At 66.0% G+C, this 21,259-nt stretch carries 20 protein-coding genes; 6 read left to right on the forward strand and 14 right to left on the reverse strand.

The features are described 5' to 3' along the window. Positions 1 to 13: 13 nt before the first annotated feature. Positions 14 to 2,272, reverse strand: a complete 2,259-nt coding sequence (locus ACH2CY_RS10960; protein WP_395018938.1) for an LPS-assembly protein LptD — start codon at positions 2,270 to 2,272, stop codon at positions 14 to 16. A 295-nt stretch (positions 2,273 to 2,567) separates the two neighbouring features. Between ACH2CY_RS10960 and ACH2CY_RS10965 the strand changes: the two genes are divergently transcribed. The 4 genes from ACH2CY_RS10965 (at position 2,568) to ACH2CY_RS10980 (ending at position 6,005) form a co-directional block, all read left to right on the forward strand. Then, on the forward strand, positions 2,568 to 4,067 hold the full coding sequence (locus ACH2CY_RS10965; RefSeq protein ID WP_395018940.1) for a leucyl aminopeptidase: 1,500 nt from the start codon (positions 2,568 to 2,570) through the stop codon (positions 4,065 to 4,067). After that, positions 4,064 to 4,528 (forward strand): DNA polymerase III subunit chi, encoded by a 465-nt coding sequence (locus tag ACH2CY_RS10970; protein WP_395018942.1) that lies wholly within the window; start codon positions 4,064 to 4,066, stop codon positions 4,526 to 4,528. Before ACH2CY_RS10965 ends, ACH2CY_RS10970 begins: the two co-directional genes overlap by 4 nt. A 239-nt stretch (positions 4,529 to 4,767) precedes the next feature. Beyond that, entirely contained in the window at positions 4,768 to 5,376 is a 609-nt protein-coding gene (locus tag ACH2CY_RS10975) for a TadE/TadG family type IV pilus assembly protein (protein ID WP_395018944.1), read from the forward strand. 2 nt (positions 5,377 to 5,378) lie between these two features. Next, positions 5,379 to 6,005 (forward strand): TadE/TadG family type IV pilus assembly protein, encoded by a 627-nt coding sequence (locus tag ACH2CY_RS10980; protein ID WP_395018946.1) that lies wholly within the window; start codon positions 5,379 to 5,381, stop codon positions 6,003 to 6,005. Positions 6,006 to 6,091: 86 nt separating this feature from the next. Here the strand turns inward: ACH2CY_RS10980 and ACH2CY_RS10985 are convergent, their stop codons facing one another. Both ACH2CY_RS10985 and ACH2CY_RS10990 read right to left on the reverse strand, forming a co-directional pair. Then, positions 6,092 to 7,828, reverse strand: a complete 1,737-nt coding sequence (locus tag ACH2CY_RS10985) for a pilus assembly protein TadG-related protein (RefSeq protein ID WP_395018947.1) — start codon at positions 7,826 to 7,828, stop codon at positions 6,092 to 6,094. Positions 7,829 to 8,005: 177 nt separating this feature from the next. Then, positions 8,006 to 8,539 carry a pilus assembly protein N-terminal domain-containing protein gene (locus ACH2CY_RS10990; protein ID WP_395018948.1) on the reverse strand — a complete coding sequence of 178 codons (534 nt, stop codon included), beginning with the start codon at positions 8,537 to 8,539 and terminating at the stop codon, positions 8,006 to 8,008. Positions 8,540 to 8,787: 248 nt separating this feature from the next. Here ACH2CY_RS10990 and ACH2CY_RS10995 point away from each other — a divergent pair, with 248 nt between their 5' ends. Then, entirely contained in the window at positions 8,788 to 9,609 is an 822-nt protein-coding gene (locus ACH2CY_RS10995) for a tetratricopeptide repeat protein (RefSeq protein WP_395018950.1), read from the forward strand. Between the two features lie 19 nt (positions 9,610 to 9,628). Here the strand turns inward: ACH2CY_RS10995 and ACH2CY_RS11000 are convergent, their stop codons facing one another. The 11 genes from ACH2CY_RS11000 to ACH2CY_RS11050 form a co-directional block, all read right to left on the reverse strand. Next, positions 9,629 to 10,603 carry a type II secretion system F family protein gene (locus ACH2CY_RS11000; RefSeq protein ID WP_395018952.1) on the reverse strand — a complete coding sequence of 325 codons (975 nt, stop codon included), beginning with the start codon at positions 10,601 to 10,603 and terminating at the stop codon, positions 9,629 to 9,631. Positions 10,604 to 10,654: 51 nt separating this feature from the next. Further along, positions 10,655 to 11,671 carry a type II secretion system F family protein gene (locus ACH2CY_RS11005; RefSeq protein WP_395018953.1) on the reverse strand — a complete coding sequence of 339 codons (1,017 nt, stop codon included), beginning with the start codon at positions 11,669 to 11,671 and terminating at the stop codon, positions 10,655 to 10,657. Further along, a complete protein-coding gene (locus ACH2CY_RS11010; RefSeq protein WP_395018955.1) occupies positions 11,664 to 13,073 on the reverse strand; it encodes a CpaF family protein in 1,410 nt (469 codons plus the stop codon). Before ACH2CY_RS11010 ends, ACH2CY_RS11005 begins: the two co-directional genes overlap by 8 nt. Before the next feature lie 66 nt (positions 13,074 to 13,139). Next, a complete protein-coding gene (locus tag ACH2CY_RS11015) occupies positions 13,140 to 14,360 on the reverse strand; it encodes a CpaE family protein (protein ID WP_395018957.1) in 1,221 nt (406 codons plus the stop codon). Positions 14,361 to 14,378: 18 nt separating this feature from the next. After that, positions 14,379 to 15,053 (reverse strand): CpaD family pilus assembly lipoprotein, encoded by a 675-nt coding sequence (locus tag ACH2CY_RS11020; protein WP_395018958.1) that lies wholly within the window; start codon positions 15,051 to 15,053, stop codon positions 14,379 to 14,381. Between the two features lie 11 nt (positions 15,054 to 15,064). Next, entirely contained in the window at positions 15,065 to 16,516 is a 1,452-nt protein-coding gene (locus ACH2CY_RS11025; RefSeq protein ID WP_395018960.1) for a type II and III secretion system protein family protein, read from the reverse strand. Between the two features lies 1 nt (position 16,517). Continuing rightward, positions 16,518 to 17,474 carry a Flp pilus assembly protein CpaB gene (gene cpaB / locus ACH2CY_RS11030; RefSeq protein ID WP_395018962.1) on the reverse strand — a complete coding sequence of 319 codons (957 nt, stop codon included), beginning with the start codon at positions 17,472 to 17,474 and terminating at the stop codon, positions 16,518 to 16,520. Between the two features lie 288 nt (positions 17,475 to 17,762). Continuing rightward, positions 17,763 to 18,314 (reverse strand): prepilin peptidase, encoded by a 552-nt coding sequence (locus ACH2CY_RS11035; RefSeq protein ID WP_395018964.1) that lies wholly within the window; start codon positions 18,312 to 18,314, stop codon positions 17,763 to 17,765. Between the two features lie 102 nt (positions 18,315 to 18,416). After that, the gene (locus tag ACH2CY_RS11040; protein ID WP_395018965.1) at positions 18,417 to 18,620 is read right to left on the reverse strand and encodes a Flp family type IVb pilin; all 204 of its coding nucleotides are present in this window, start codon (positions 18,618 to 18,620) and stop codon (positions 18,417 to 18,419) included. A gap of 7 nt (positions 18,621 to 18,627) precedes the next feature. After that, positions 18,628 to 18,801, reverse strand: coding sequence for a Flp family type IVb pilin (locus tag ACH2CY_RS11045; protein WP_395018967.1), 174 nt, complete (start codon positions 18,799 to 18,801; stop codon positions 18,628 to 18,630). A 150-nt stretch (positions 18,802 to 18,951) separates the two neighbouring features. After that, entirely contained in the window at positions 18,952 to 20,127 is a 1,176-nt protein-coding gene (locus tag ACH2CY_RS11050; RefSeq protein ID WP_395018969.1) for a phosphatase PAP2 family protein, read from the reverse strand. Positions 20,128 to 20,296: 169 nt separating this feature from the next. Here ACH2CY_RS11050 and ACH2CY_RS11055 point away from each other — a divergent pair, with 169 nt between their 5' ends. Next, entirely contained in the window at positions 20,297 to 21,226 is a 930-nt protein-coding gene (locus tag ACH2CY_RS11055) for a diguanylate cyclase domain-containing protein (protein WP_395018970.1), read from the forward strand. The last annotated feature ends 33 nt before the right edge of the window (positions 21,227 to 21,259 follow it).

The following is a 21,259-nucleotide window of genomic DNA, read 5'->3' on the forward strand; positions in this document are numbered from 1 at the left end:
TCCGCCGGCATCGTCAGAAAGAAGCCCCGATGTCGCCGAGATTCTTGAAGGTGAAGGTCACGAAAGCGGCGAACTTGCCCGATGAGATGTCGGTATCGCCGTCCGGGCTGTACTGGGCGTTGATGTTGAAGCCGAAGCATTCGTCATTATAGCCGAAGCCGCCATAAAGGCCGTTCACCTCGTTCTCGACCAGGTCGTAGCTGGCGCCGGCCGAGGCCGACCAATAGTCGAGGAATTTCGTGTTCAGCGAACCATAGATCTGCTCGCGGCTGCCGAAGTCGTCGTTGTCGGAGAGGTGGATGTAGTTGACCGAGCCGTAGAATTCCTGCGGGCCGGCGGTGAGGCTGACCTCCTGGCGCTTCATCTTCGCGTCCTCGACGTTGAAGCGGAAGCGATAAGTGGCGTTCAGGAGCTCGTTCGGCTGCAGTGCGACCCGGCCGACCAGGTCGGTGAGGTCGCTGCGGATGCCGCTGTTCTCCGGCTCGTCGCGGCTGCGGATGAACTGGTAGCTCTGGCCGAGGAAGACCTCGGCGCGGCCGCCGCTGTTGTTGTAGGCGCTCCAGTCGAAGCCGTAGTTGACGCGCGACCCGGCATCGACGCGGTCGAGGCCGGTGAAGCGGTCGGGCGCGAACACCTTGGTGTCGTCCCATTCGAAGGCGCGGCTGTCCTCGTTCGGGATCTTGCCGGTGTTGCAGCAATCGGGCGACATCACCAGCTGCACGATCGGCTGCAAGACCTGGGTGAAGGTCTCGCCCGGCTTCACGAAGGGATAGCGCCATTTCAGGCTGCCCTGCGGGAAGACGCGGCCGGTGACGCCGTCGAAGGTGGGCGTGTCCTCCGAGGCGTCGAAGTTGTCGCTCTCGGGATCGGTGCGGTTGGTCGCGTAGAGATCCGCCGCGACCGAGAGGTTGAGCTCCCAGACGTCGCCCCAGGAGCTGGTATAGGGCAGGTTCCAGCTGGGGTGCATCGAGACGCGGAAGGCGTCGCGGCCCTCGCGGCGCACCAGGTTCATCATGCCGACATCGAGGCCCCAGTAGCCGCCGCCCGCGCCCGGCTCGCTGGTGAAGTTGTAGTTCAGGAGCGGCGCGATGATCGGCGCGGTGTCGTCGCGCAAGTCGTCGTCGGTGGTCTGCCAGCCGTAGCCGCGAGCCTCGAAATAGCTGCGGCCGAAGAAGCCCTCGCTCCACAGCGTGTCCTCGAGCCAGCGGCGCGAGCCGAGATGGTATTGCCGCAGGTAGTCGCGGTCGGTGGTGTTCTTGAAGTTGAAGCCCCAGCGCCAGTCCCGACTCAAGTCGAACAGGCCCTGGCCGGCGACATGGCCGCGGAGCTTGCGGTTGTCCTCGTCGTCATCCTCCGGCTCGGCCTCGTAGGTGCCGGATGCCGCCAAGGTGAAGACGCCGTTCGGCACCCGTTGCCGGTACTCGCCCATCAGCACGCCGCCCGCCGGATCCGGCTCGCCCATGACGCGGGCGATCGGCGTGATGGTCACGTCCTTGTCGTCGCCCATGGTGACGAAATAGGGCTGGCGCAGCTGGACGCCGGAACGGCCGGACGAGACCGAGAAGGTCGGATTCAAGAGGCCGCTCTGCCGCTTCACGTCCACGTCCGGATGCTGGAAGAACGGGGTGTAGAAGACCGGCACGCCCCACATCTCCATCCAGGCGCCGTGATAGGTGATGGTCTGCGCCTCTTCGTCGCGCACCACCTGGTCGGCCTTGATCTGCCAGACCGGCTGGCGGGTGGGATCGGTCTTGCAAGGTAGGCAAGGCGTGTAAACCGCCTTGTTCAGGATCTGCTTGGTGCCGTTGACGCGGTGCGCGGAATAAGCGGCCAGGCGCGACTTGTCCTTCAAGAGCGCGCGGAAGCTCTTGATGACGCCGTTCTGGAAATCGTCGGAGAGATCGACGTAGTTGGCGAATACGGTGTCGCCGCTCGGCATCAGCAAGGTGACGTTGCCCGAGGCGCTGATCGTCTTCGAGCGCTCGTTGTAGGTGATGGTGTCGGCCATGACGACGCGGTCGTCCTGCGCCATCTCGACATGCCCGCGCGCGACATAGACGCCGAGCTCCTGGTCGTAGCCGGCCTCGTCGGCGATCAGGTTGACGGGGCTGTCGCTGGCCTGCGCCGCAGCGAGATCGAGGCGCCAGAGGCAGAGCAAAGCGGTGGCGCCGAGCAGGAAACGGCGCAGCCGGCGCGCGCGCCGGTTGGCCGCCGGTCTCGCCGTCGGTTGCTCACTCGCTGCAAACCCGCTGGAAGGCTCGAGCCGCCTCACGCCGCCACCCCGAAGATCCCCTCATGGACTTATTCAGGCGGCCGACAGCCCTTGGACTCGCCCCGGGCTTTCCCCCGTTTCGCCGGCGGCCTTGAAGGGCCGGAATCCGGCCGCGCTCATTGGCCGGTAAACTAGCACGTTAAGCCCATTCGTCCACTGATTTCATGGACTTGCGAGTCGTCGCCGGGGCCGTTGGCGACGCGGCCTCGCCATGCTAACTCTTGAGCCGATTTCAAATCGACGGACTTTCAGAAGAAATGGCCGGAGATCGCCGGTCGCAATCGCCGAGGAAAGCATGAAAATCGCATTCGCGAAGCCGGAACTGCCGGAGACCGGCAGTTTGGCCGTTGGCGTCATGGACGGCCGCAAGCTGGGATCCCATGCCGCGCAAGTCGAGAAGCTGACAAAGGGCGCGGTCAACCGCGCGATCGGCGCCAGCCGGTTCAAGGGTGGCACCGAGGATCACCTGACCTTGCTGGCGCCGGCCGGCATCACGGTCAACCGCGTGCTGCTGATCGGCCTCGGCACGGCGCAGAAGCTGGATGCCCTGAGCGCGCAGGCGATCGGCGGCCGGCTGGTCGCCGCCTTCAACGCCGCCGGCGAGAAGGAAGCGACGGTGCTGATCGAAGCGATCCCCGGCGCGCCGCTCGCCGAGGCCGAGCTCGCCGCCAACATCGCCTATGGCGCGCAGCTCCGCTCCTATCGGTTCGACAAGTACAAGACCAAGGAGAAGCCGGAGCACAAGCCGAGTCTCAAGAAACTCACCATCGGCACCGCCGAAGCGCACGCGGCGAAGAAGGCCTATGACCCGCTGGAGAAGATCGGCGAAGGCATCTTCCTGACCCGCGACCTGGTCTCCGAGCCGGCCAACATCATCTACCCGGAAACGCTCGCCGCCGAGGCGAAGACCCTCTCCGAGGTCGGCGTCGAGGTGAAGGTGCTGGGCGAGCCCGAGATGAAGAAGCTCGGCATGGGCGCGCTGCTCGGTGTCGGACAGGGCAGCGAGCGGGAGTCGAAGCTGGTCGTGATGCGCTGGAACGGCGCCGACGATTCGAAGGCCAAGCCGATCGCCTTCGTCGGCAAGGGCGTCACCTTCGACACCGGCGGCATCTCGATCAAGCCGGCCGCCGGCATGGAAGAGATGAAGTGGGACATGGCGGGATCCGGCACCGTGATCGGGCTGATGCGCGCACTCGCCGCCCGCAAGGCCAAGGTCAACGCGGTCGGCGTGGTCGGCCTGGTCGAGAACATGCCGGGCAGCAACGCGCAGCGGCCGGGCGACATCGTCACCTCGATGTCCGGCCAGACCATCGAGGTCCTGAACACCGACGCGGAGGGCCGGCTCGTGCTGGCCGACGCGCTCTGGTACACCCAGGAGAACTTCAAGCCGGTGGCGATCGTCGATCTCGCGACCCTGACCGGCGCCATCATGGTGGCGCTGGGCCAGGTGCATGCCGGCCTGTTCTGCAACGACGACACGCTGAGCGATCGCCTGACCCAGGCCGGCAAGGATACCGGCGAGCTGCTGTGGCGCATGCCGCTGGGTGCCGCCTACGACAAGCTGATCGACAGCCCCGCCGCCGACATGAAGAACATCGGCGGGCGCTTCGGCGGCAGCATCACCGCGGCGCAGTTCATCCAGCGCTTCATCCAGAAGGGCACGCCCTGGGCGCATCTCGACATCGCCGGCATGGCCTGGTCGGACAAGGACACGCCGACCGTGCCGAAGGGTGCCACCGCTTACGGCGTGCGGCTGCTCGACCGGCTGGTCGCCGACCACTATGAGGACAAATGACCGAGGTCCGGTTCTATCATCTGCAGCGGGCGCGGCTCGAGGAGGTCCTGCCGGTCATCCTCGAGCGCTGCCAGCAGCGGGCCGAGCGCGTCCTGGTGCTGGCCGGCTCGACCGAGCGGGTGGAGGCGCTGGCCGCCCTGCTCTGGACCTACCGGCCCGACAGCTTCCTGCCCCACGGCACCGCCCGGGACGGCGAGGCGGCCCGCCAGCCGATCTACCTGGCCACCGCCGAGGACCCGTCCGACAACCCCAACGCCGCGCAGGTGCTGATTCTCTCGGACGGCGCCCGGCATCCCCGGGTCGGGGAGTTCAAGCTGGTCTGCGCGCTGTTCGACGGGCATGACGAAACCGCGGTCGCCGACGCCCGGACCCAGTGGAAGGCCTGCAAGGAAGCCGGCCATGCGGTCGTCTATTTCCAGCAGGGCGACAATGGGAAGTGGCAGGAGACCGCCCGGGCTTGATTGGCGCTGATCCAGGGATTGAACCGGGGGGCGCAGTCGGGCGACCCAGATCACATAACGGTGCGAGATTCGGCGTTTTTGCTAGGAAATTCAGGGTGCTAACTGGACTTTAAGCCCGCCCAGCCATAGATTGGGCAGGTTAACGGTCCGGCTTCGTCCGCCGCGGGTAAGGGTCCATGCAAGGCCATTTCTCTCCAGCCAGGGTCCAGCGCTTCGCCCGAAACGGCGAGGGCGCGACCATGATCGAATTCGCGCTGATCTTCCCGATCGTCCTGATGATCACCTTCGGGATCATGGAGATCAGCCTGTGCATGGCCAGCCTGGTGACCCTGGAGGGCGGCCTCAAGGAAGCCTCGCGCTACGGCATCACCTCGCAGTCGGACGCGCCGCCGGACACCAACAAGGTGCCGACCGCCTTCAAGGTCGGCAACGACAACCGCCTGATGACGATCGGCTACATCCTCAACCAGAACACCCTCGACCTGATCGACCTCAACGCGGCGACCATCACGACCCAGGTCTACAGCAGCTTCAGCGCGGTCAAGGACGGCGAGCCCTATAGCGACCTCAACAGCAACGGCGTCTACAACACTGGCGAGCCCTATTCCGACACCAACTGCAACGGGGTGCGGGACGGGGCCGGCGCGGCGAGCAGCGGCGTGGGCGCGGCCGGCAACATCGTGGTCTACACCGTGAACTACAACTGGAAGATCCTGACCCCGATCATCGGCCAGTGGCTCGGCAAGCCGGACCCCAGCAACCCCGGCCGCTACATGATCCCGATGAGCTCCAGCATCGTGGTCAAGAACGAGCCCAATCTTTCCGGCAGCAGCTTCTGCAAGAGCTGAGCATGCGACTGATGCGCCGCTTCATTGCCCAAGCATTTCCGGCCCGCCTGCGCCGCTTCGCCGCCGGCGAGAAGTTCCTCAAGGACGAGCGCGGCGTCACCGCGATCGAGTTCGCGCTGGTGCTGCCGGTGGTGCTGCTGATCCTGCTCGGCTGCTTCGAGGTGCCGCGCTACGTGCTGATCGTGCAGAAGATCTCGCGGACCTCGTCCGGCGTCGCCGACCTGGTGGCCCAGGCGGACGAGCCGCTGCAGAAGAACCAGCTGACGGATATCTTCAACGCCGGCAAGGTGATGATGCAGCCCTATGACATCGTCACCAACGGCAAGATCTATGTGAGTTCGATCAACAATCCGAGCGGCGCGGGCGTCGCGCTGACCTGGCAGAGGAACAACGGCGGCACCGGGCCCGCCAGCAAGATCACCACCGGCGCCAGCATTCCCGCCGCGCTCGCCCCCGCATCCAACGAAGAAGTGCTGGCCGCCGAGGTCTACTTCACCTACCAGCCGGTGTTGTCGACCCTGATCTACACGGGCTCGACGCTGTACCGGGTTTCCTACACGCGGCCGCGCAATAAGAACCTGATGACCCCACCGCCGCTCAGCTGCACGCCCCCCGCGACGCAATGCTGAAGCCGCGCTGACGCCGGCCGGAAAAAGCAACGCCCGCCAAGCCTGACCGGCACGGCGGGCGTTTTCATTTCGCAGCCGGCGCTGCGCTACTTGACGATGCGGAGCGCCGAGAGGCTGGCGGCGATCTGGTCGAAGACCGTGGCGAGCGACGCGCTGTCCGGCGCGAAGTAGTAGTAAGGCGCCTGCGGCTGGGTCGCGACGGCCTTGAGCAGGGTCTTCAGGTCCTCGTTCGGCTCCACGTACTGGATCACGTAGATCTTCACCGCCGAAGGATCCAGCGGGTTGGTGCCCTTGATCTTCGCCGCCAGCTGCAGCAACTTGTTGTCGAGGTTGTTCTTCACGCTGGTGCCGTCGGGCATGGTGATGTTGCCCTTGCTGGTCGTGGTGCCGGCGTCTTCACACACGCCGAACCAGCCGTGATAGGCGTCGCCGTTGCTGCCGCAATTCTGGCCGTCGGTCATGAACACGATGGCCTGGGCGCGCTGGAACGGCGGGTTGACCTTGGCTTCATCGAAGGGCGCGCCGGGCATCAGCACTTCCCAGGCCCAGAACAGGCCCTGCGGCGCGTCGGTGGCGCCGCCCGGCGACAGGTCGTCGATCATGTCGTTGACCGAAGTGGCGGTGGTCTGCAGCGGCAGGATGCCGATCGCCGGGCAGTCGGCGCAGTCGCCGCCATCCCGCGCGCCGAAGGGCGGGACCCACCAGCCGGGATTCGGCGCCGGGATATCCGGCCCGGAGACGCTGGCATCCTGGTTGTTGTTCCAATAGGCGCCGTAGCAGTTGCGGAAGTTGCTGTAGTCCTCGCCTTCGTTGGTCGGGATCGGCTCCCAGCCCGGCCAAGCCGCGGTGGCGCCGAGCGTGGTGTCGGCGTCGGTGCTTTCGAGGCTGTCCTCCCAGTAGCGGGCGTAGACGCAGCCGCGCCAGCCGCCGGGCATCTCGTTCGAGAGGGCCGGGCTGAGCAGCAGCGGAACCTGGGAATTCGCCGCCTTATACACGCCGGGGCGCGTCGACGTCAGCGCAAACGGCGCGGTAAGGGCTGCGTATTTGCGGCCGCCCATCGGGTGGGTGTAGGTGGAACCGGTCGGGCCGGTGATGGCGCCCGGGGTGGTCGCCGGATAGGTGAACACGTTGACCTTGGAGCTCCAGGGCACCACGCCGATGTTCAGCAGCGAGTAGTCGACGCCGCTGACCGTCACAATCTGGGTCTGGCCGCCGGTGGTGAACGGCTTGTACAGCGAAGTGACCAGCGACTTCGCGTTGCTCTTCAGCGCCGTCATCTTCGAGGCCGGCGAACCCATCGAGCCCGAGACGTCGAAGGAGAACACCACGTCGAGACCGCTCTGGGCCCGCGCCACCGTGCCGGCCGCGGCCATGGTCATCTGCTGGAAGCCCAGCACCCGCATCAGCGTGGTCGGGATCGTGGCGGTCGACGAGACGGTGACCAGGGTGTTGTTGTTGATGACGTTGATGACCGGCGTCACCACGTTGGCGCCCATCGCGCCGTTCGGGAAATTCGCGTTGAAGAAGGCAAGCGCGTCGGCCTTCACCTTGTTGTTCAGAGGATCGCCGGCGGTCTGCAGCGCCTTGCCGCCGGCCAGGGCCGCGGCGTCGATCGCCTCGGAGAGGCGCGCCTTCACCAGGTAGCCGCGCGCGGCATCGACCGCGAGACCGGCCACGCCGATGAACACGATGCAGGAGAGCCCGAAATAGATGGCGATCGCGCCGCTCTCGTCGCGCCGGTACCGGCGGTAGGTGTCCCGGTTCCAGGCGGCCCAAGCGGCCAGGCGGTTCTTCAGTTCAGACGCAACACGACGCAGCGACATGGTCCGATCCTCTCTCGCCCCACCCCGACATGATACGAGCGAAGCGCCCGTTAGACAATCGGGCCTATCGGGTTAAATCGTTGATTTAGCTGGGATTAATAACAGACGCCAACACCTATGTATGCGGCCATACAGATTCCGGGCGCCGCCAGGAATACCTCACACCCGAACCAGGGGCTATTGGTTGGTCGTGGTGGTGCTCTGGTTGACGTTCTGATTGAGATCCACGCCGTAGCTGTAGCTGCTTTCCGCCGAGGTCGCGGACTTGCTGGCGTCGGTGTCGCTGGTGGTCTGGCTGCGTGACGACGAGGAGAACTCGACGTCGGTCGGCGAGAGGACGCGGCTGCAGCGCTCGGTGCCGCAGGCGTAGAGCACCTCGGTCGGCGCATCGGGCGCCACCGCGTTGAGCACGCTGACATGGCGCGCCGAGACCGGCGACACCACCACCGGCCAATCCAGCAGCAGCTCCTGGTCGCCGGCGAGGACGAGAATGTTGGTCTCGCCCGGCGTCTTGCCGAAGACGATGACGGTGTTCGGCGTGTCGAGGGTGACGTCGGCGACGGTCGGGTCGCCGATGATGACACTGGTGGCCGGCTTGGCGAGCCGGACCACGCGCGCCTCGCGCCAGTTGATGTTGAGCCCATCCGCCATCGCGGTGCTCGCCATGACGAATGCCGCCAGCATCGGCACCAGAACGAACAGACGGCGCATCTTCCCCTCCGCACCGGTCCGGTCCGTTCGGCAACGGACTCAACCCACTAACCGGTATTTGTTAATCTTAGCCGAGAAGCTGCCCTGCGGCAATGCAGTTTGCATGAGAAGCCTCGGCCTTGGGATGCCGCTTGCTGCGCTGCCGCAGAAAATGTATAAGATCATCAATTGGTTGCGGCCTGCCTCGGGGCCCGGAGCTGGTCCGGGAAACGGCAGACCCACCACCGGGGGAGAACCCTATGGTCGGGATGACACGGCGAGCGCGCCGGAACAGCCGGCGCAATGCCTTGCTGGGCACGGTTGCGGCCGGCCTGCTGTTGGCGGGCTGCACCCCGGGTCCCACCCAGATGCAGCCGGACGCGGCCGCGCTGCAGGACGCGCAGCTGAAGGCCGCGCAGCAGGCCGAGGCCAGCTACAACTACAGCGACGCGGTCGGCATCTACCAGGGCCTGCTGGCGCAGCATCCCGAAGACCCCGACCTGGCGATGAATCTCGCGCGGAATATGCGTTTCGCCGGCCAGGCGCAGAGCGCCATCGCCGTCATCAGCCGGCTGATCGCCAAGCAGGGCCGAACCCCGCATCTCCTGACCGAGCTCGGCAAGGCCTATCTGGCGGCCGACCAGGACAACCTGGCGCTGCCCACCCTGTTGGAAGCCAAGGAGCAGTTGCCGAACGACTGGGAGATCCTGTCCACCCTCGGTGTCGCCTATGACTATCAGGGCAACTACGCGGATGCGCGCGAAGCCTATGCCCAGGCGCTGATCGCCTCGCCCAGCAACCCGACCGTGCTCAACAACCTCGCCTTGTCGCAGGCTTCGAGCGGCGACCTCGACGGCGCCATCGCCACCCTGCAGCAGGCGATCGACCAGCCGACCGCCTCGGCCCAGACCCGGCAGAACCTGGCCTTGCTGATGGCGCTGAAAGGCGATCCGGATGCGGCCGAGCGGCTGGCGCGCAAGGATCTGCCGCCGGAAGTCGCCGACAACAACAACGCCTATTTCCGGATGATCTCCAACGCGGCCAAGGCCGCCGCGGCGGCGCCGCCCGCCGGCGGCTCGGCGGTTCAGTAGCGCTTCAGGCGCGCGCGCCCTACTTCATCAGCTCGGCGACCTGGATCCCGGCGGGTCCGGCGATCACGATGAACAGCACCGGCAGGAAGAAGATGATCATCGGCACGGTGAGCTGTGCGGGCAGCGCCGCCGCCTTCTTCTCCGCCGCGTTCAGGCGCGCGTCGCGGTTTTCCTGGGCGATGACCCGCAGGCCGGTTGCGATCGGGGTGCCGTATTTCTCCGATTGCAGCAGGGTGGTGGTCAGCGAGCGGAAGGTCGCCAGGCCGGTGCGATCGGCGAGATTCTCGTAGGCGCCGCGGCGATCGCCGAGATAGGCGAGTTCCGCCGCCGTCAGCCCCATCTCCTCGGCCATCAGCGGCGAGGTTTCCGCCATCTCCTCGGAGACCTTGTTGAAGGCGGCCTCGATCGACATGCCGGATTCGACACAGATCACCATGAGATCGAGCGCGTCCGGCAGCGCGCGCATCAGGATCTTCTGGCGCTTCTGGACCGCGTTGGTGAGGAAGATCGTCGGCAGCAGCCAGCCGAAGGCGGCGCCGACCGCCGCGGCCAGGGTCTTGCCCTGCCAGGTCCAGTCGGGGAACAGCGACAGGCTGTAGAAGAAGGCGAGCACGCCGAGGGCAATCGGCATGGCCAGGCGCACGAAGGTGAAGGTGACCGGCGCCGAGGTGGTGCGGTAGCCGCCCTGGATCAGGCGCCGCTTCAGGTCTTTCTGCTCCAGCATGTCCTCGAGCCGAAGCTGCTTGATGACGCCGCGCATGGCGCTTTCCGAGCGCGTCGGCTGCAGCCGGCGACGGTTGCTGTAGCCCTCGCGCTGCTGGATCTGCAGCTCGTCGCGCTTGAAGGCGACGGCCTTGCGGCGGGCCGCGAACTTGTCGTTCTGCAGGAAGGGCGTCGCCACTGCCATCACCGACGCGAAGGCGGCGATGAAGGCGACGATGATGATCACGGTCGCAAGATCGAAACCGAATTCCCAGTTGTCGAAGATATGCATCCGAGGTCTCCGTGCGACGCGGCGCGCGCTGGCTGCGCGGGGCGGCGGTCGCTACATGTCGAAGTTGATCATCTTGCGCATCACCATCACGCCGGTGCCCATGACGACGACGCAGATCGCCAGCAGGAAGTTACCGGTCTCGGTGGTGAACAGCAGCGCCACGTAGTCCGGCGCCAGGAAGGTCAGCGCGCCCATGACGAACAGCGGCAGCGAGCCGATGATGCCGGCCGAGGCCTTGGCCTCGCTCGACATGGCCTGCACCTTGTCCTTCATCTTCTTGCGCTGGCGCAGCACGTCGGAGAGCTTGGCCAAGGTCTCGGCCAGGTTGCCGCCGGTGGTCTGCTGGGTGCCGAGCACGATGGTGAAGTAGCGGAACTCCGGGCTGGGCAGGCGATCGCTCATCCGCTGCAGGGCGTCGGCCATCGGCTGGCCCAGCTTGATCGCCTCGTTCACCAGGCGGAATTCCGGGCCGACCGGATCCGGGGATTCCTGGGCGATGATCGCCAGGCACTCGCCGACCGTCAGACCCGAACGCACGCCACGGACGATGATGTCGATCGCATCGGGAAAGGCGGCAATGAACTTCTTCAGGCGCTTCTTGATCAGGAAATTGATGACGAATTTCGGGATGCCGAGGAAGGCGACCAGGCCGACGGCCGGCAGCAGGATCGGCGGCACACCGAAATAATAGGCAATGCCCATCAGGATGGCGCCGCCGAGCAACGAATACATGATGAACTGCTGCGGCGTGATCTTGAGGCCGGCGAAGACCAGCATCTCGCGGAGCCTTGAGCCGCGGCGCTTCTGGCGCGACTCCTCGGCCTGCTTCAGCCGCTCCTGGATCTGTTTCTTGCGCTTGCCGGCGGCGTTGACATCCTTGCGGGCGCCGCCGGGCATGGCCAGCACCGGCAAGGGGTCGCCGACGACGGTGCTGATACGGCGCTTCAGCCGCGCCTGCGGCGCGGTCACGGCGGCATAGATGCCGAAGCCGAGCAGAAGCATGGCCACCGCCGCCAGCCCCGCAATCCCGTAGATCAGGAGCTGGGGATTCGCGGCGATGTTAGGCACTGCCGGCCTCCATCGCCTCGGCCAGATCGCGCTCCTTGCCGAAGTAGCGGACGCGGTCCCAGAAGCCGGGGCGCAAGCCGGTGAAACGGTGACGGCCGGTGATGCGCCCTTGCGCGTCCTCGCCGGTGATCTCGTAGACGAAGAGATCCTGCAGGGTCACGACCTCGCCTTCCATGCCCATCACTTCCGAGACATGGGTGATCTTGCGCGAGCCGTCCCTGAGACGGGCCGCCTGGACCACGACCTGGATGGCGCCCGCGATATGCTCGCGGACCGTCTTGGCCGGCAGGTTGTAGCCGCCCATCGCGATCATGTTCTCCATACGGGAGACGCATTCGCGCGGGTTGTTGGCGTGGATGGTGCCCATCGAGCCGTCATGGCCGGTGTTCATCGCCTGCAGCAGGTCGAAAGCCTCGGGTCCGCGGACCTCGCCGACGATGATCCGCTCGGGGCGCATACGCAGGCAGTTCCTGACCAGGTCGCGCATGGAGACCTGGCCGACGCCTTCCAGGTTCGGCGGGCGGGTCTCGAGGCGCACCACATGCGGCTGCTGCAGCTGCAGCTCGGCGGCGTCCTCGCAGGTTATGACCCGCTCGGTGCGGTCGATGTAGTTGGTGAGACAGTTCAGCAGCGTGGTCTTGCCCGAACCGGTACCGCCGGAGACGATGGTGTTGATCCGGCAATGGCCGATGATCTCGAGCAGCCGGCCGCCGGCCGGGGTGATCGAGCCGAACTTCACCAGCTTGTCGAGAGTCAGGCGGTCGCGGCGGAATTTACGAATGGTGAGCGCGGGGCCGTCGATCGAGAGCGGCGGCGCGATCACGTTGACACGGCTGCCGTCGGCCAAGCGCGCGTCGCAGATCGGGCTCGCTTCATCGACGCGCCGGCCGACCGCCGAGACGATGCGCTGACAGATGTTCATCAGCTGCTGGTTGTCTCTGAACCGGATGTCGGTCAGCTCGATCTTGCCGTTGGTCTCGATGTAGACCTTGTCGGCGCCGTTGACCATGATGTCGGCGATGTCGTCGCGCGCCAGCAGCGGCTCCAAGGGCCCGAGGCCCAAGACATCGTTGCAAATCTCCGTGATCACCATCTGCTGCTCGGCAGCCGACAGCGTCAGGTTCCGCATGTTGATGATTTCGGAGACGATCTCGCTGATCGCGTCGCGGACCGACTTGTGATCGAGCTTGGCGAACTCGCCGAGATCGACCGTCGCCATCAGGTCGTTGAAGACGTTGAGCTTGATCTCCGCCAGTCGGGAATCGAGCTCGCCGCCGCGACCACCGACGCCGCCCGCCGGAGAACGGGGCGCCGGTGCAGGCGCGGGCGCTGCCGGGGCTTCCGCGACCGCGGGTGTGCGATTGCCGCCAGCAGCCGGTGTATTACTACGCTTGCCGAACATCCCTGTTCAGGCTCCTCGCTTCAAAAAGCCATTTAGGCTCAAGCTTCGGGCCGGAAGCGCCGACTGTCAACTCGCCTGCTTTTTCGGCTTCTTCTTCAGCCAGCCGAGCAGTGAGTTGTCGCCCCCGCCGCCGCCAGTCTTTGCGGCAGGAGACTGCCGGGCGCCGAGGGTGGTGGCGATTTGCCGGAAGGTCGCCGCCGCCTTGTGGGAGCGCGCGCCTTCTCCGAATACCTGACCGTTATTCGAGAGCTGGCCGAAGATCTGCGGCTCCCAGGAGAGCACGCCGACCGGGACCAAGCGCAGAGATTCCTGGAAGTCCTTCACCGAAAGCTGCGTCTTCTTGCCGGCATCGAGCTTGTTGAGGACCAGTCGGACGTTGGCCTGCTCGCCGCGGCGGCTGCGCATCCAGTCGACCATCATCTTGGCATCCCGAAGGTTGCTCAAGTCCGGCGCCGCGGTGATCACCACCTCGTCGGAGAGCACCAGCAGATTCGAGACCCAGTCGGTCCATTGCCGAGGCAAATCGACCACCACGGTCGAGGCCATCTGGCGCGTGATGTCGATCAGCCGCTCGACGCTTTCCGAAGTCGGCCGATAGAGCTCCTTCAGCGTCCCCTGCGTCGAGATGACGCTCAGATGCTCGTCATGCTCCATCAGGAAGCGCTCGACCAAGGTCGCGTCCAGCCGCTCGGTGTCGATGAGCGCATCGCCCGCCGCCTGCTTCGGATCGAGGTTGAGCGACAGCGCCGCGGTGCCGAAGTTGAGATCGAGATCGACGAGGATGGTCTCGTCCTTGGCGGTGTCGGCCAGCGCCCAGGCCGCGTTGCAGGCGACCGTCGTGCTGCCGACGCCGCCGCGGGCGCCGATGAAAGAGATCAGCCGGCCCTGTTCCTTCTGCGATGGGTCGCGGATCGATTCCACGACCGCTTCGACGATCTCCTGGGTCGAGACCGGGCCGACCAGATATTCGGAGATTCCCTGGCTGACCAGCCGCCGGTAGACCTGCACGTCGTTGATCGAACCGATCACGATGACCTTGCGGCCCGGCTCCACCACCTCGGCCATCTGCTCGAGGTTCTTCATGAGCTGGTCGATGCCGCTCGGGTCCTCGACGATGATGACCCGCGGGCTCGGGTTGTCGGCGTAATGCTTCACCGCCCGCGGCAGGCCGCCGAACAGGATGGCGAGCTTGACCTTAGAGAACTCGCGTTCCGCGCGCAGGCCTTCAAGCGCCGCCTCGGTCTCCCGGCTCAGCGGAAACGCTTCGATGTTGAAGCGATGAATCACGCGGGCGCTCCTATTCCTTTACTGGGTGCCGGCCGTCGTCGAGCTCGGCTCGGCTTCGATCGGGCTGGCGATGACCTCTCCGGTCGAGTACTTGGTGATAACATCATAGCCGCGCTGGCCCCACCGCCCAGACGGCGGCTGCATCTGCTCCAGGTCGAGCGGGTTGACCGCCATCAGCGCCACGTTGCGCTCGGTCGCGCAGCCGAAGTTGCCCATATTCTGATTGTAGAAGTTGATCTCCGGATACTCGTTGGTCATGCCGCAATCCGGGACCTCGGCAACATAGATCGGGAACATGACGGTGGCGCGATGCGCGGCGCCCGAGCTCCATTCCGGATGCAAGGTCACGTTGACGGCGGCGGCCGGAATGCCCTGGGCCGCGAAGGCGTCGCGGATATGGCCGGCGAAGGCGACGGCGGCCGGATCGACCGCCGAGGTGGCGCCGATGGCGATGCCGATCGGGCCCGCGTTGCGGTCGCGGAAGTCCTTGCCGAACTCGGCCAGCCGAGCGCGATCCTCGCTCTGCACCGCGCCGTTCGCCGCCGGTTCGAGGAACAGGACCGCGGTCTTCTGCACCACGTCCGCGCCGAACTTGACGTGCGGGTCATAGGACGCGAGATCCGGCGAGTTGCAGGCGCCGAGCAGCGCCGCCAGCAGCAGCGCAGACGGGATCAGCAATCGTGAAGCTGCCATCTTCGCGTTCCTCACTGAATGATATAGCCAATCGGCCCCTGCAACGCCGGGGCGTTGTGGCCGGTCGGCACAGGCTGCTTGACGTAGATGTTCTGCAGATGGCCGAGGAAGTAGCTGTCGAGGTCGCTGGCCGGCGCGAAGCCGTCGGTCGGCACGGCGAGCAGCTTGGGCTGAACCGGCTTCACCAGCAAGGCGGTCACGGTGATGACCAGCTCGGTCTCGTTGTGCTGGAAGGCGTTCGAGCGGAACAGCTGGCCGAGGATCGGCAGGTTCATGGCGCCCGGGATGCCGGCGATGCCGCTGGTGATGTCGTTCGAGAGCAGGCCGCCCAGCATCAGGCTGCCGCCGCTCGGCAGCTCGACCACGCTGTTGGCGCGCCGCACCTTGAGGCCGCTCACCGGCGAGCAGCCGGCGCAGAGCGTCACCTGGTTGGTGGTGTCGAGGGCGCTGACCTCGGTGCCGACCTTCAGGCTGATGCGGCCGGAATCCAGCACAACCGGCAGGAAGGAAAGCGCGACACCGAACGGCTTGAACTCGACGGTGACCGAGCTGATGCCGTCCTGCGCGGTCGGGATCGGCGTCTCGCCGCCGACCAGGATGTTGGCGACTTCGCCGGAAACGGTGACCAGGTTCGGCTCGGCCAGGTTCTTGGCGAGGTTCTGTTGCTCAAGCATGCTCAACGTCACGTCGAGCGAGCCGATCGGACCGAGATCCGTGGCGGCACCCGCAATCGTGGCCGGCGTGGTGAGCGCGGTGGCGCCGGGCAGCACCGCGTTGATGACGCCGTCGCCGAGCGCGATGTTGCTGAGGTTCCAGTCGATGCCGAGCTGCTTGATCGCGGTCTTGCTGACTTCCGAGACGCGGACCCGCAGCATCACCTGCTGCTCGTTGGCGACCCGCAGCATGTTGACGATCTTCTGATCCTCATCGACGAAGCGCCGCGCCACTTCCTGGGCGCGGGTCACGACGCCGTCGGAGCTCACCGTGCCGGACAGCACGATCGAATTGCCGGCGCCGGTCACCTCAATGGGCTCGCCCGGCAACAGGGTGGACAGGGTGCTCTTCACGGAATCGGTGTCCGCATGAACGGTCACTTCGAACCGCTCGATGATCTTGCCGCCGGCGTCGAGCAGGAAGACGTTGGTGTCGCCGACTGCCTTGCCGACCAGGAATAGCTGGGTCGGCGAGCGGACCACGACGTCGGCGATCGCCGGGCTGCCGACGATCACGTCGCGCACCGCGCTCGGCAGCTTCAATTCCAGGGTCTTGTTCAAGGTCAGCGGCACCACCTCGTTCGGCGTGCCGGTCAGCGACTTCACCAGGTCCTGGAACGGGCCGGCCGCCGCCTCGCCCGAAGGCGTCGTCACCACAGTTTGCGCGAAGGCCCCCGAGCCGCCCGGGATCACGCCCAACATCGCGGGAGCAACCGCGAGGACGATGGCAGCGAGTTTATGCTTGTGCATCTTATTGACCGAACTTCTGGACGGCGATCGAGCCACCCCGATTGATTTTGACATCGGATCTACGCTTGGCCCGCTCCTTCGCCATCTTGACCGCGTCGGCCGCGGTCTTCGGCATATCGGCCTCGTCCTGCTCGAGGTCGAGGGCGACCAGCGACGAGAGCGCCCGCGAGGCGCGCACGTCCATGGTGAAGGTCTGGCTCTTGTCCTTGTCGTTGAGGCCGGGCACCAGGCTGCGCAAGGTCAGGCTGACGGTGCCGACCTGCTGTGCGATCAGGATGCGCTCAGCCTGGTCCGGCGTGACCTCCAGGGTCACCAGGTTGCCGGGCTCGGCCACGCCTTCCTTGGGGTCGTGCGAAAGCTTCTGGTTGATGGCGACGACGCGGATGTCGCGCAGGAAGGTCTCGGCGCCGTACTTCAGCACCACGTCCTTCCAGCCGTTGAGGCCGACCAGCTCGCGCACGGAGACGTCCATCAAGAGATCGACATGGTCGTTGGGCAGGATCAGGCCGGCGACGCCCTGGTTCGGCGTCACGTTGATGGTGATGCCGCGCATGCCGGGGGCGATGTTGGCGGCGGTGACGCCGCTGTCGCCCTGCTTGATCACCATCTCGCGGCTCATCGGCTCGCCGGCCATGATCGAGCGGCGGGCAATCCGGTCAATGAATTCCTGTTGCGGGTCGGCGCTCGGGGCCTGGTTCTCCACCTGGGCCGGTTGCACGACAAAACGATCGTCGATCAGGGTCTCGGGCCAGGGCTCCCAGCGGATGTCGTCCGCCGACAGGACCGTGCCCGGCACGATGTCCCGCGCGGCCACCAGCACGTTCTGCGTGCCGGCCTGCATCGTCTGCGTGGTCGGCGCCGTCGTGGTCTGTGAGGCCAGGAACTGGCTCACCAGAAAGGCGGCAATAGCCGCTGTCCCCAGAGCAAGGACGATCAAGACGATAACAATTGGCCGCATAGTCAATCCCCTCCATGCATGGCCCAAGGCGACGCCCCGAATCACCCCCGATCCGAGCCACGCTAACGTCAGTATCGCGGATTGTTAGCAAATAAGCTAGGGGCTTGATTGCAATTCAGTATCCCAAATCAACGGCCTAGCTCTCGTTGTTCGCGCGCCTTAACCATATCCGGGCATGGTTAACAAGCAGATTGGCGGTTGCCCTGGGTTTCCTGGGCGCGCGGCCCGATCGCGGGGTCGAAATGTTAACCCTTTGGGCAGGCGGGCATTTCAGATAGGACCGCGGGCTTAGCCGAGCCCGACCAGGCCGCGCAGCAACAGGCCGGCCTGGCTGTGCCAGAGCCAGAAGTCGAGGCCGCCGATCGCGATCGCCGCGCCATAGCGCGCCTTGGCCTTCAGCGGGTTGCGGTGCGCCGCCGCGCGGCCGGCATCGTCGCCGGGCGGCAGCTGCGGCTGGCCGGTGGCGAAGTGGATCGCCAGGGCGGCGATCGCCAGGACCCCGCCCGCCAGCGACACCACCAGGAAGAAGCGGAACAGGTCGAAGTTGAAGCCGAGGCCGATCCAGAGCGCCACCGCGGCGGCCATCTTGCCGTCGCCGGCGCCCCAGAGATGGATCGCGAACAGCAGGTAGCCCGCGGCCAGCACCAGCGCGCCCGCCGCGACCGCCAACCCCACCGCGCTCCAGCTTGCCCCGCTGGCCCAGGCCCAGGCGAAATAGCCGAGCGCGACCGAGATGGTCAGCCAGTTCGGGAGGGACCAGGCCGCCAGGTCGCGGCAGGCCGCGACCAGCATGGCGAGCAGGAATCCCAGTTCCAGGATGAGCGCGAGATCGAGCGTCATGGCCAGGCGCTCATCGGCGGACTGCTCATCGACGGACTGCCCATCGAAAGATTGGGGACCAACAGGGGGGAAGGATGGAGGCTGCGCGGGTGCCCGCCGGCATCAGTTGCCGAAAACCCCGACCATGGCGGAATTGAGGACGTTGTAGACCGCCGTAAGCCCGTTTCCCGTCAGGGCGACCGAGGTCACGATGAAAACGCTGACGAGGGCGGCGATCAGCGCATATTCGATCGCCGTGGCGCCCGTCTCGGCGCGGCCGAACCCATTGCGCACGGGCTTGGCCGCGCCGTCGAGCGGCTTAGACACGTGAGAATCAGTTGGCCGCGGAGCTCAGCGTGCCGCCGACGTTGTTGAACACGGTCTTCAGGCTGTTACCGGTCAACTGCAGCGCGGCGATGATCACGACCGAGATCAGGGCGGCGATCAGGCCATATTCGATCGCGGTGGCGCCGAGATCAGATTTGAAGAATTTGCGAATCTTCGACATCGATGTTTCTTCCTCTGCTCGCCGCCAGAATCACGCAAAAAGCCGCTTGGCGGGAACCCGGCGATTCTGGCCCCACCTGCGGAAGATTATCCGTACAATAGATACCGGTTTTAACCGTCCGCCGCAAGTCAGCAGGTTAACCCTCCGGTTTCATGGCATGGATTGATTCCGCCGCGTGACACCGGCACCGGTCTTAGAAAGCGGATGCGCCCCCCAGAGCAGACGGCGCATCCACGGCCAGCGCAGCAAGCGCCCGCAGCCCCACCAGAGCAGCAGGGTCCCGCCGATTCCTGCATAGCCATCTATGGCGTAATGCCAGCCAAGATGGACCGAGCCCAGCAGCATCAATGCCAGAAATCCTAGGAACGCCCAGCCGAGCCAGCGGTGGGTGGCCCGGGCCCCCAGGTAGAAGCCGCAGGCGGAGGCGACATGCAGGCTCGGCATCGCGGCCACGGCGCCGGCGATCCGGCCGCCTTCGCCGTTCACCAGAAAAAGCGCCCACATCTTCTCCTGGATCTCGCGCGAGAAGTTCAGCCACTGGCCATGCGCGGAATCGAGATACTGGAACAGCGGCGCGAAGGGATCCGGCAGGCCGGTGAGCCGGCCGTAATAGACCGGGCCGCCGGACGCGAGCAGCGTGCAGAAGACGTTGCCCAGCACCGCCCAGATCAATGTTGTGCACAGCAGATACTGCATGCGCCGCACGGGATCCTGGCGCGCGAAGGCCTGCCAGGCATTGACCGCGTAGAGCACGAAGAACCAGAGCGCGTAGATGAGGCTCAGCAGCGAGGTGAGCGCCGGATAACCGAGCAGCGGCTGCAGCCAGTCCCACGGTTGCCGACCGAAATGCAGCGTTGCATCCCAGGCGGCGAAGGTCGGGTCCCAGTCGAGATCGTGGAGGAAGGGCATCAGCGCCTGCAGGTAGGCGAAGTTCCAGCCGAACACCGGCAGCAGCGCGAAGACGATGAGGCCGCCCCAGATCCGGTCAGCGCGCAGCAAGTCGTCGCGCAGCCAGGCGAACGCGGCCGCCAGCGGCCGGACCCCGCGGCTGCGGATCGCCGCGGCGGCGAAGCCGACCAGGGCGGCGACCAGCACGCTCCAGAAACCGATCAGCCAGATCACGCCCGCCACCTTGCCGAGATCGAGCTGGAAGGCGAGCGGCCGCCCGAGCAGGCTCGGCATGGCCAAACCGGCCAGCAGATGCACGGCGACGATCGCGATCAACAGGGCATGCTCGCGCAGCGAGGGCAGAAAGCTGCGCAGCAGCGCAGCGGGCAAGGTCCCGGCGAACCTTGAGACCAATTTCAGGTCGACCGATTGCGACATCGTCAGATTGCTGCTGCCGGGCCTTGGCGAATCCACCAGATCGCGGGAAGATTAGCCGATATTCGGCGGCGCCGGGGCGCTGTTGTTTTCGCGGCTCGGCGGTTTCGCATCGGTCCGGAAGATGATACAAGTCGCGGGCGGAACGGGGTTCGGGAGAGCATCACTCGGCATGACCAGGGAAAAGGAACTGATCTTGGTGGTCGACGATTCGCCCACCAACCTTGCGATCCTCAACGTCGTCCTGCGCGAGGTCTATAACGTCGTCACGGCCACCAATGGACCGGACGCCCTCAACCTCGCCGCCTCGGAAGAACCCGACCTGATCATTCTCGACATCATGATGCCGGGCATGGACGGGTATGAAATCTGCGACCGCCTCAAGGCGAACCCGTTCACCAAGGACATCCCGGTCATGTTCGTGACCGCGATGGACCAGGAGCGCCAGGAGGCCAAGGGCCTCGCCATGGGCGCGGTCGATTACCTCGCCAAGCCGGTCTCCCCGCCGATCGTGCTGGCGCGGGTGCGCAATCAATTGGAATTGAAGAAGCAGCGCGACTTCCTGCGCCGCCTGTCCTCAGTGGACGGGCTGACCGGCGTCGCCAACCGCCGCAGCTTCGAAGAGGATTTCGACAAGGAATGGCGCCGCGCCGCGCGCCACCAGGCGCCGCTGACCTTGCTGCTGGCCGATATCGATCATCTGCGGGCCTATAACGACGCCTACGGCTATCTCGCCGGTGACGACTGCCTGAAGATGGTGGCCCAGGCGCTGGCGAAATCGATGATGCGCCCGGGCGACGTGATCGCGCGCTACGGCGGCGAGGAGTTCGTCGGGCTGATGCCGGACACCGATGCCAAGGGCTCGACCGTGGTGACCGACCGGCTGCTGGCCGCGACCCGCGCGCTGGCGCTGCCGCATGCGCATTCCGACGCCGCGCCGATCGTGACCATCAGCATCGGCGTCGCCTCCTGCTTCCCGCATCGCGACAACGACCGGGCCGGCCTGTTCAAGCTGGCCGGCGACGCGCTCTACGCGGCCAAGACCGCGGGCCGCAACCAGGCCAAGTCGCTCGAGTTCAAGTCGGAAAAAGTGAACGCCTAAGCGGCGAATCCCTGAGCGGCGGTTCTTCAGGAA

Source organism: Dongia sp., assembly GCF_041905885.1.
GTDB lineage: Bacteria > Pseudomonadota > Alphaproteobacteria > Dongiales > Dongiaceae > Dongia.

Excerpts from the sequence above, each read along its gene's own strand:
- ACH2CY_RS10965 (WP_395018940.1), top strand. The coding sequence starts at position 2,568 with ATGAAAATCGCATTCGCGAAGCCGGAACTGCCGGAGACCGGCAGTTTG.
- ACH2CY_RS10970 (WP_395018942.1), top strand. The coding sequence starts at position 4,064 with ATGACCGAGGTCCGGTTCTATCATCTGCAGCGGGCGCGGCTCGAGGAG.
- ACH2CY_RS10975 (WP_395018944.1), top strand. The coding sequence starts at position 4,768 with ATGATCGAATTCGCGCTGATCTTCCCGATCGTCCTGATGATCACCTTC.
- ACH2CY_RS10980 (WP_395018946.1), top strand. The coding sequence starts at position 5,379 with ATGCGACTGATGCGCCGCTTCATTGCCCAAGCATTTCCGGCCCGCCTG.
- ACH2CY_RS10985 (WP_395018947.1), bottom strand. The coding sequence starts at position 7,828 with ATGTCGCTGCGTCGTGTTGCGTCTGAACTGAAGAACCGCCTGGCCGCT.
- ACH2CY_RS10990 (WP_395018948.1), bottom strand. The coding sequence starts at position 8,539 with ATGCGCCGTCTGTTCGTTCTGGTGCCGATGCTGGCGGCATTCGTCATG.
- ACH2CY_RS10995 (WP_395018950.1), top strand. The coding sequence starts at position 8,788 with ATGACACGGCGAGCGCGCCGGAACAGCCGGCGCAATGCCTTGCTGGGC.
- ACH2CY_RS11000 (WP_395018952.1), bottom strand. The coding sequence starts at position 10,603 with ATGCATATCTTCGACAACTGGGAATTCGGTTTCGATCTTGCGACCGTG.
- ACH2CY_RS11010 (WP_395018955.1), bottom strand. The coding sequence starts at position 13,073 with ATGTTCGGCAAGCGTAGTAATACACCGGCTGCTGGCGGCAATCGCACA.
- ACH2CY_RS11020 (WP_395018958.1), bottom strand. The coding sequence starts at position 15,053 with ATGGCAGCTTCACGATTGCTGATCCCGTCTGCGCTGCTGCTGGCGGCG.
- ACH2CY_RS11025 (WP_395018960.1), bottom strand. The coding sequence starts at position 16,516 with ATGCACAAGCATAAACTCGCTGCCATCGTCCTCGCGGTTGCTCCCGCG.
- cpaB (WP_395018962.1), bottom strand. The coding sequence starts at position 17,474 with ATGCGGCCAATTGTTATCGTCTTGATCGTCCTTGCTCTGGGGACAGCG.
- ACH2CY_RS11035 (WP_395018964.1), bottom strand. The coding sequence starts at position 18,314 with ATGACGCTCGATCTCGCGCTCATCCTGGAACTGGGATTCCTGCTCGCC.
- ACH2CY_RS11045 (WP_395018967.1), bottom strand. The coding sequence starts at position 18,801 with ATGTCGAAGATTCGCAAATTCTTCAAATCTGATCTCGGCGCCACCGCG.
- ACH2CY_RS11050 (WP_395018969.1), bottom strand. The coding sequence starts at position 20,127 with ATGTCGCAATCGGTCGACCTGAAATTGGTCTCAAGGTTCGCCGGGACC.
- ACH2CY_RS11055 (WP_395018970.1), top strand. The coding sequence starts at position 20,297 with ATGACCAGGGAAAAGGAACTGATCTTGGTGGTCGACGATTCGCCCACC.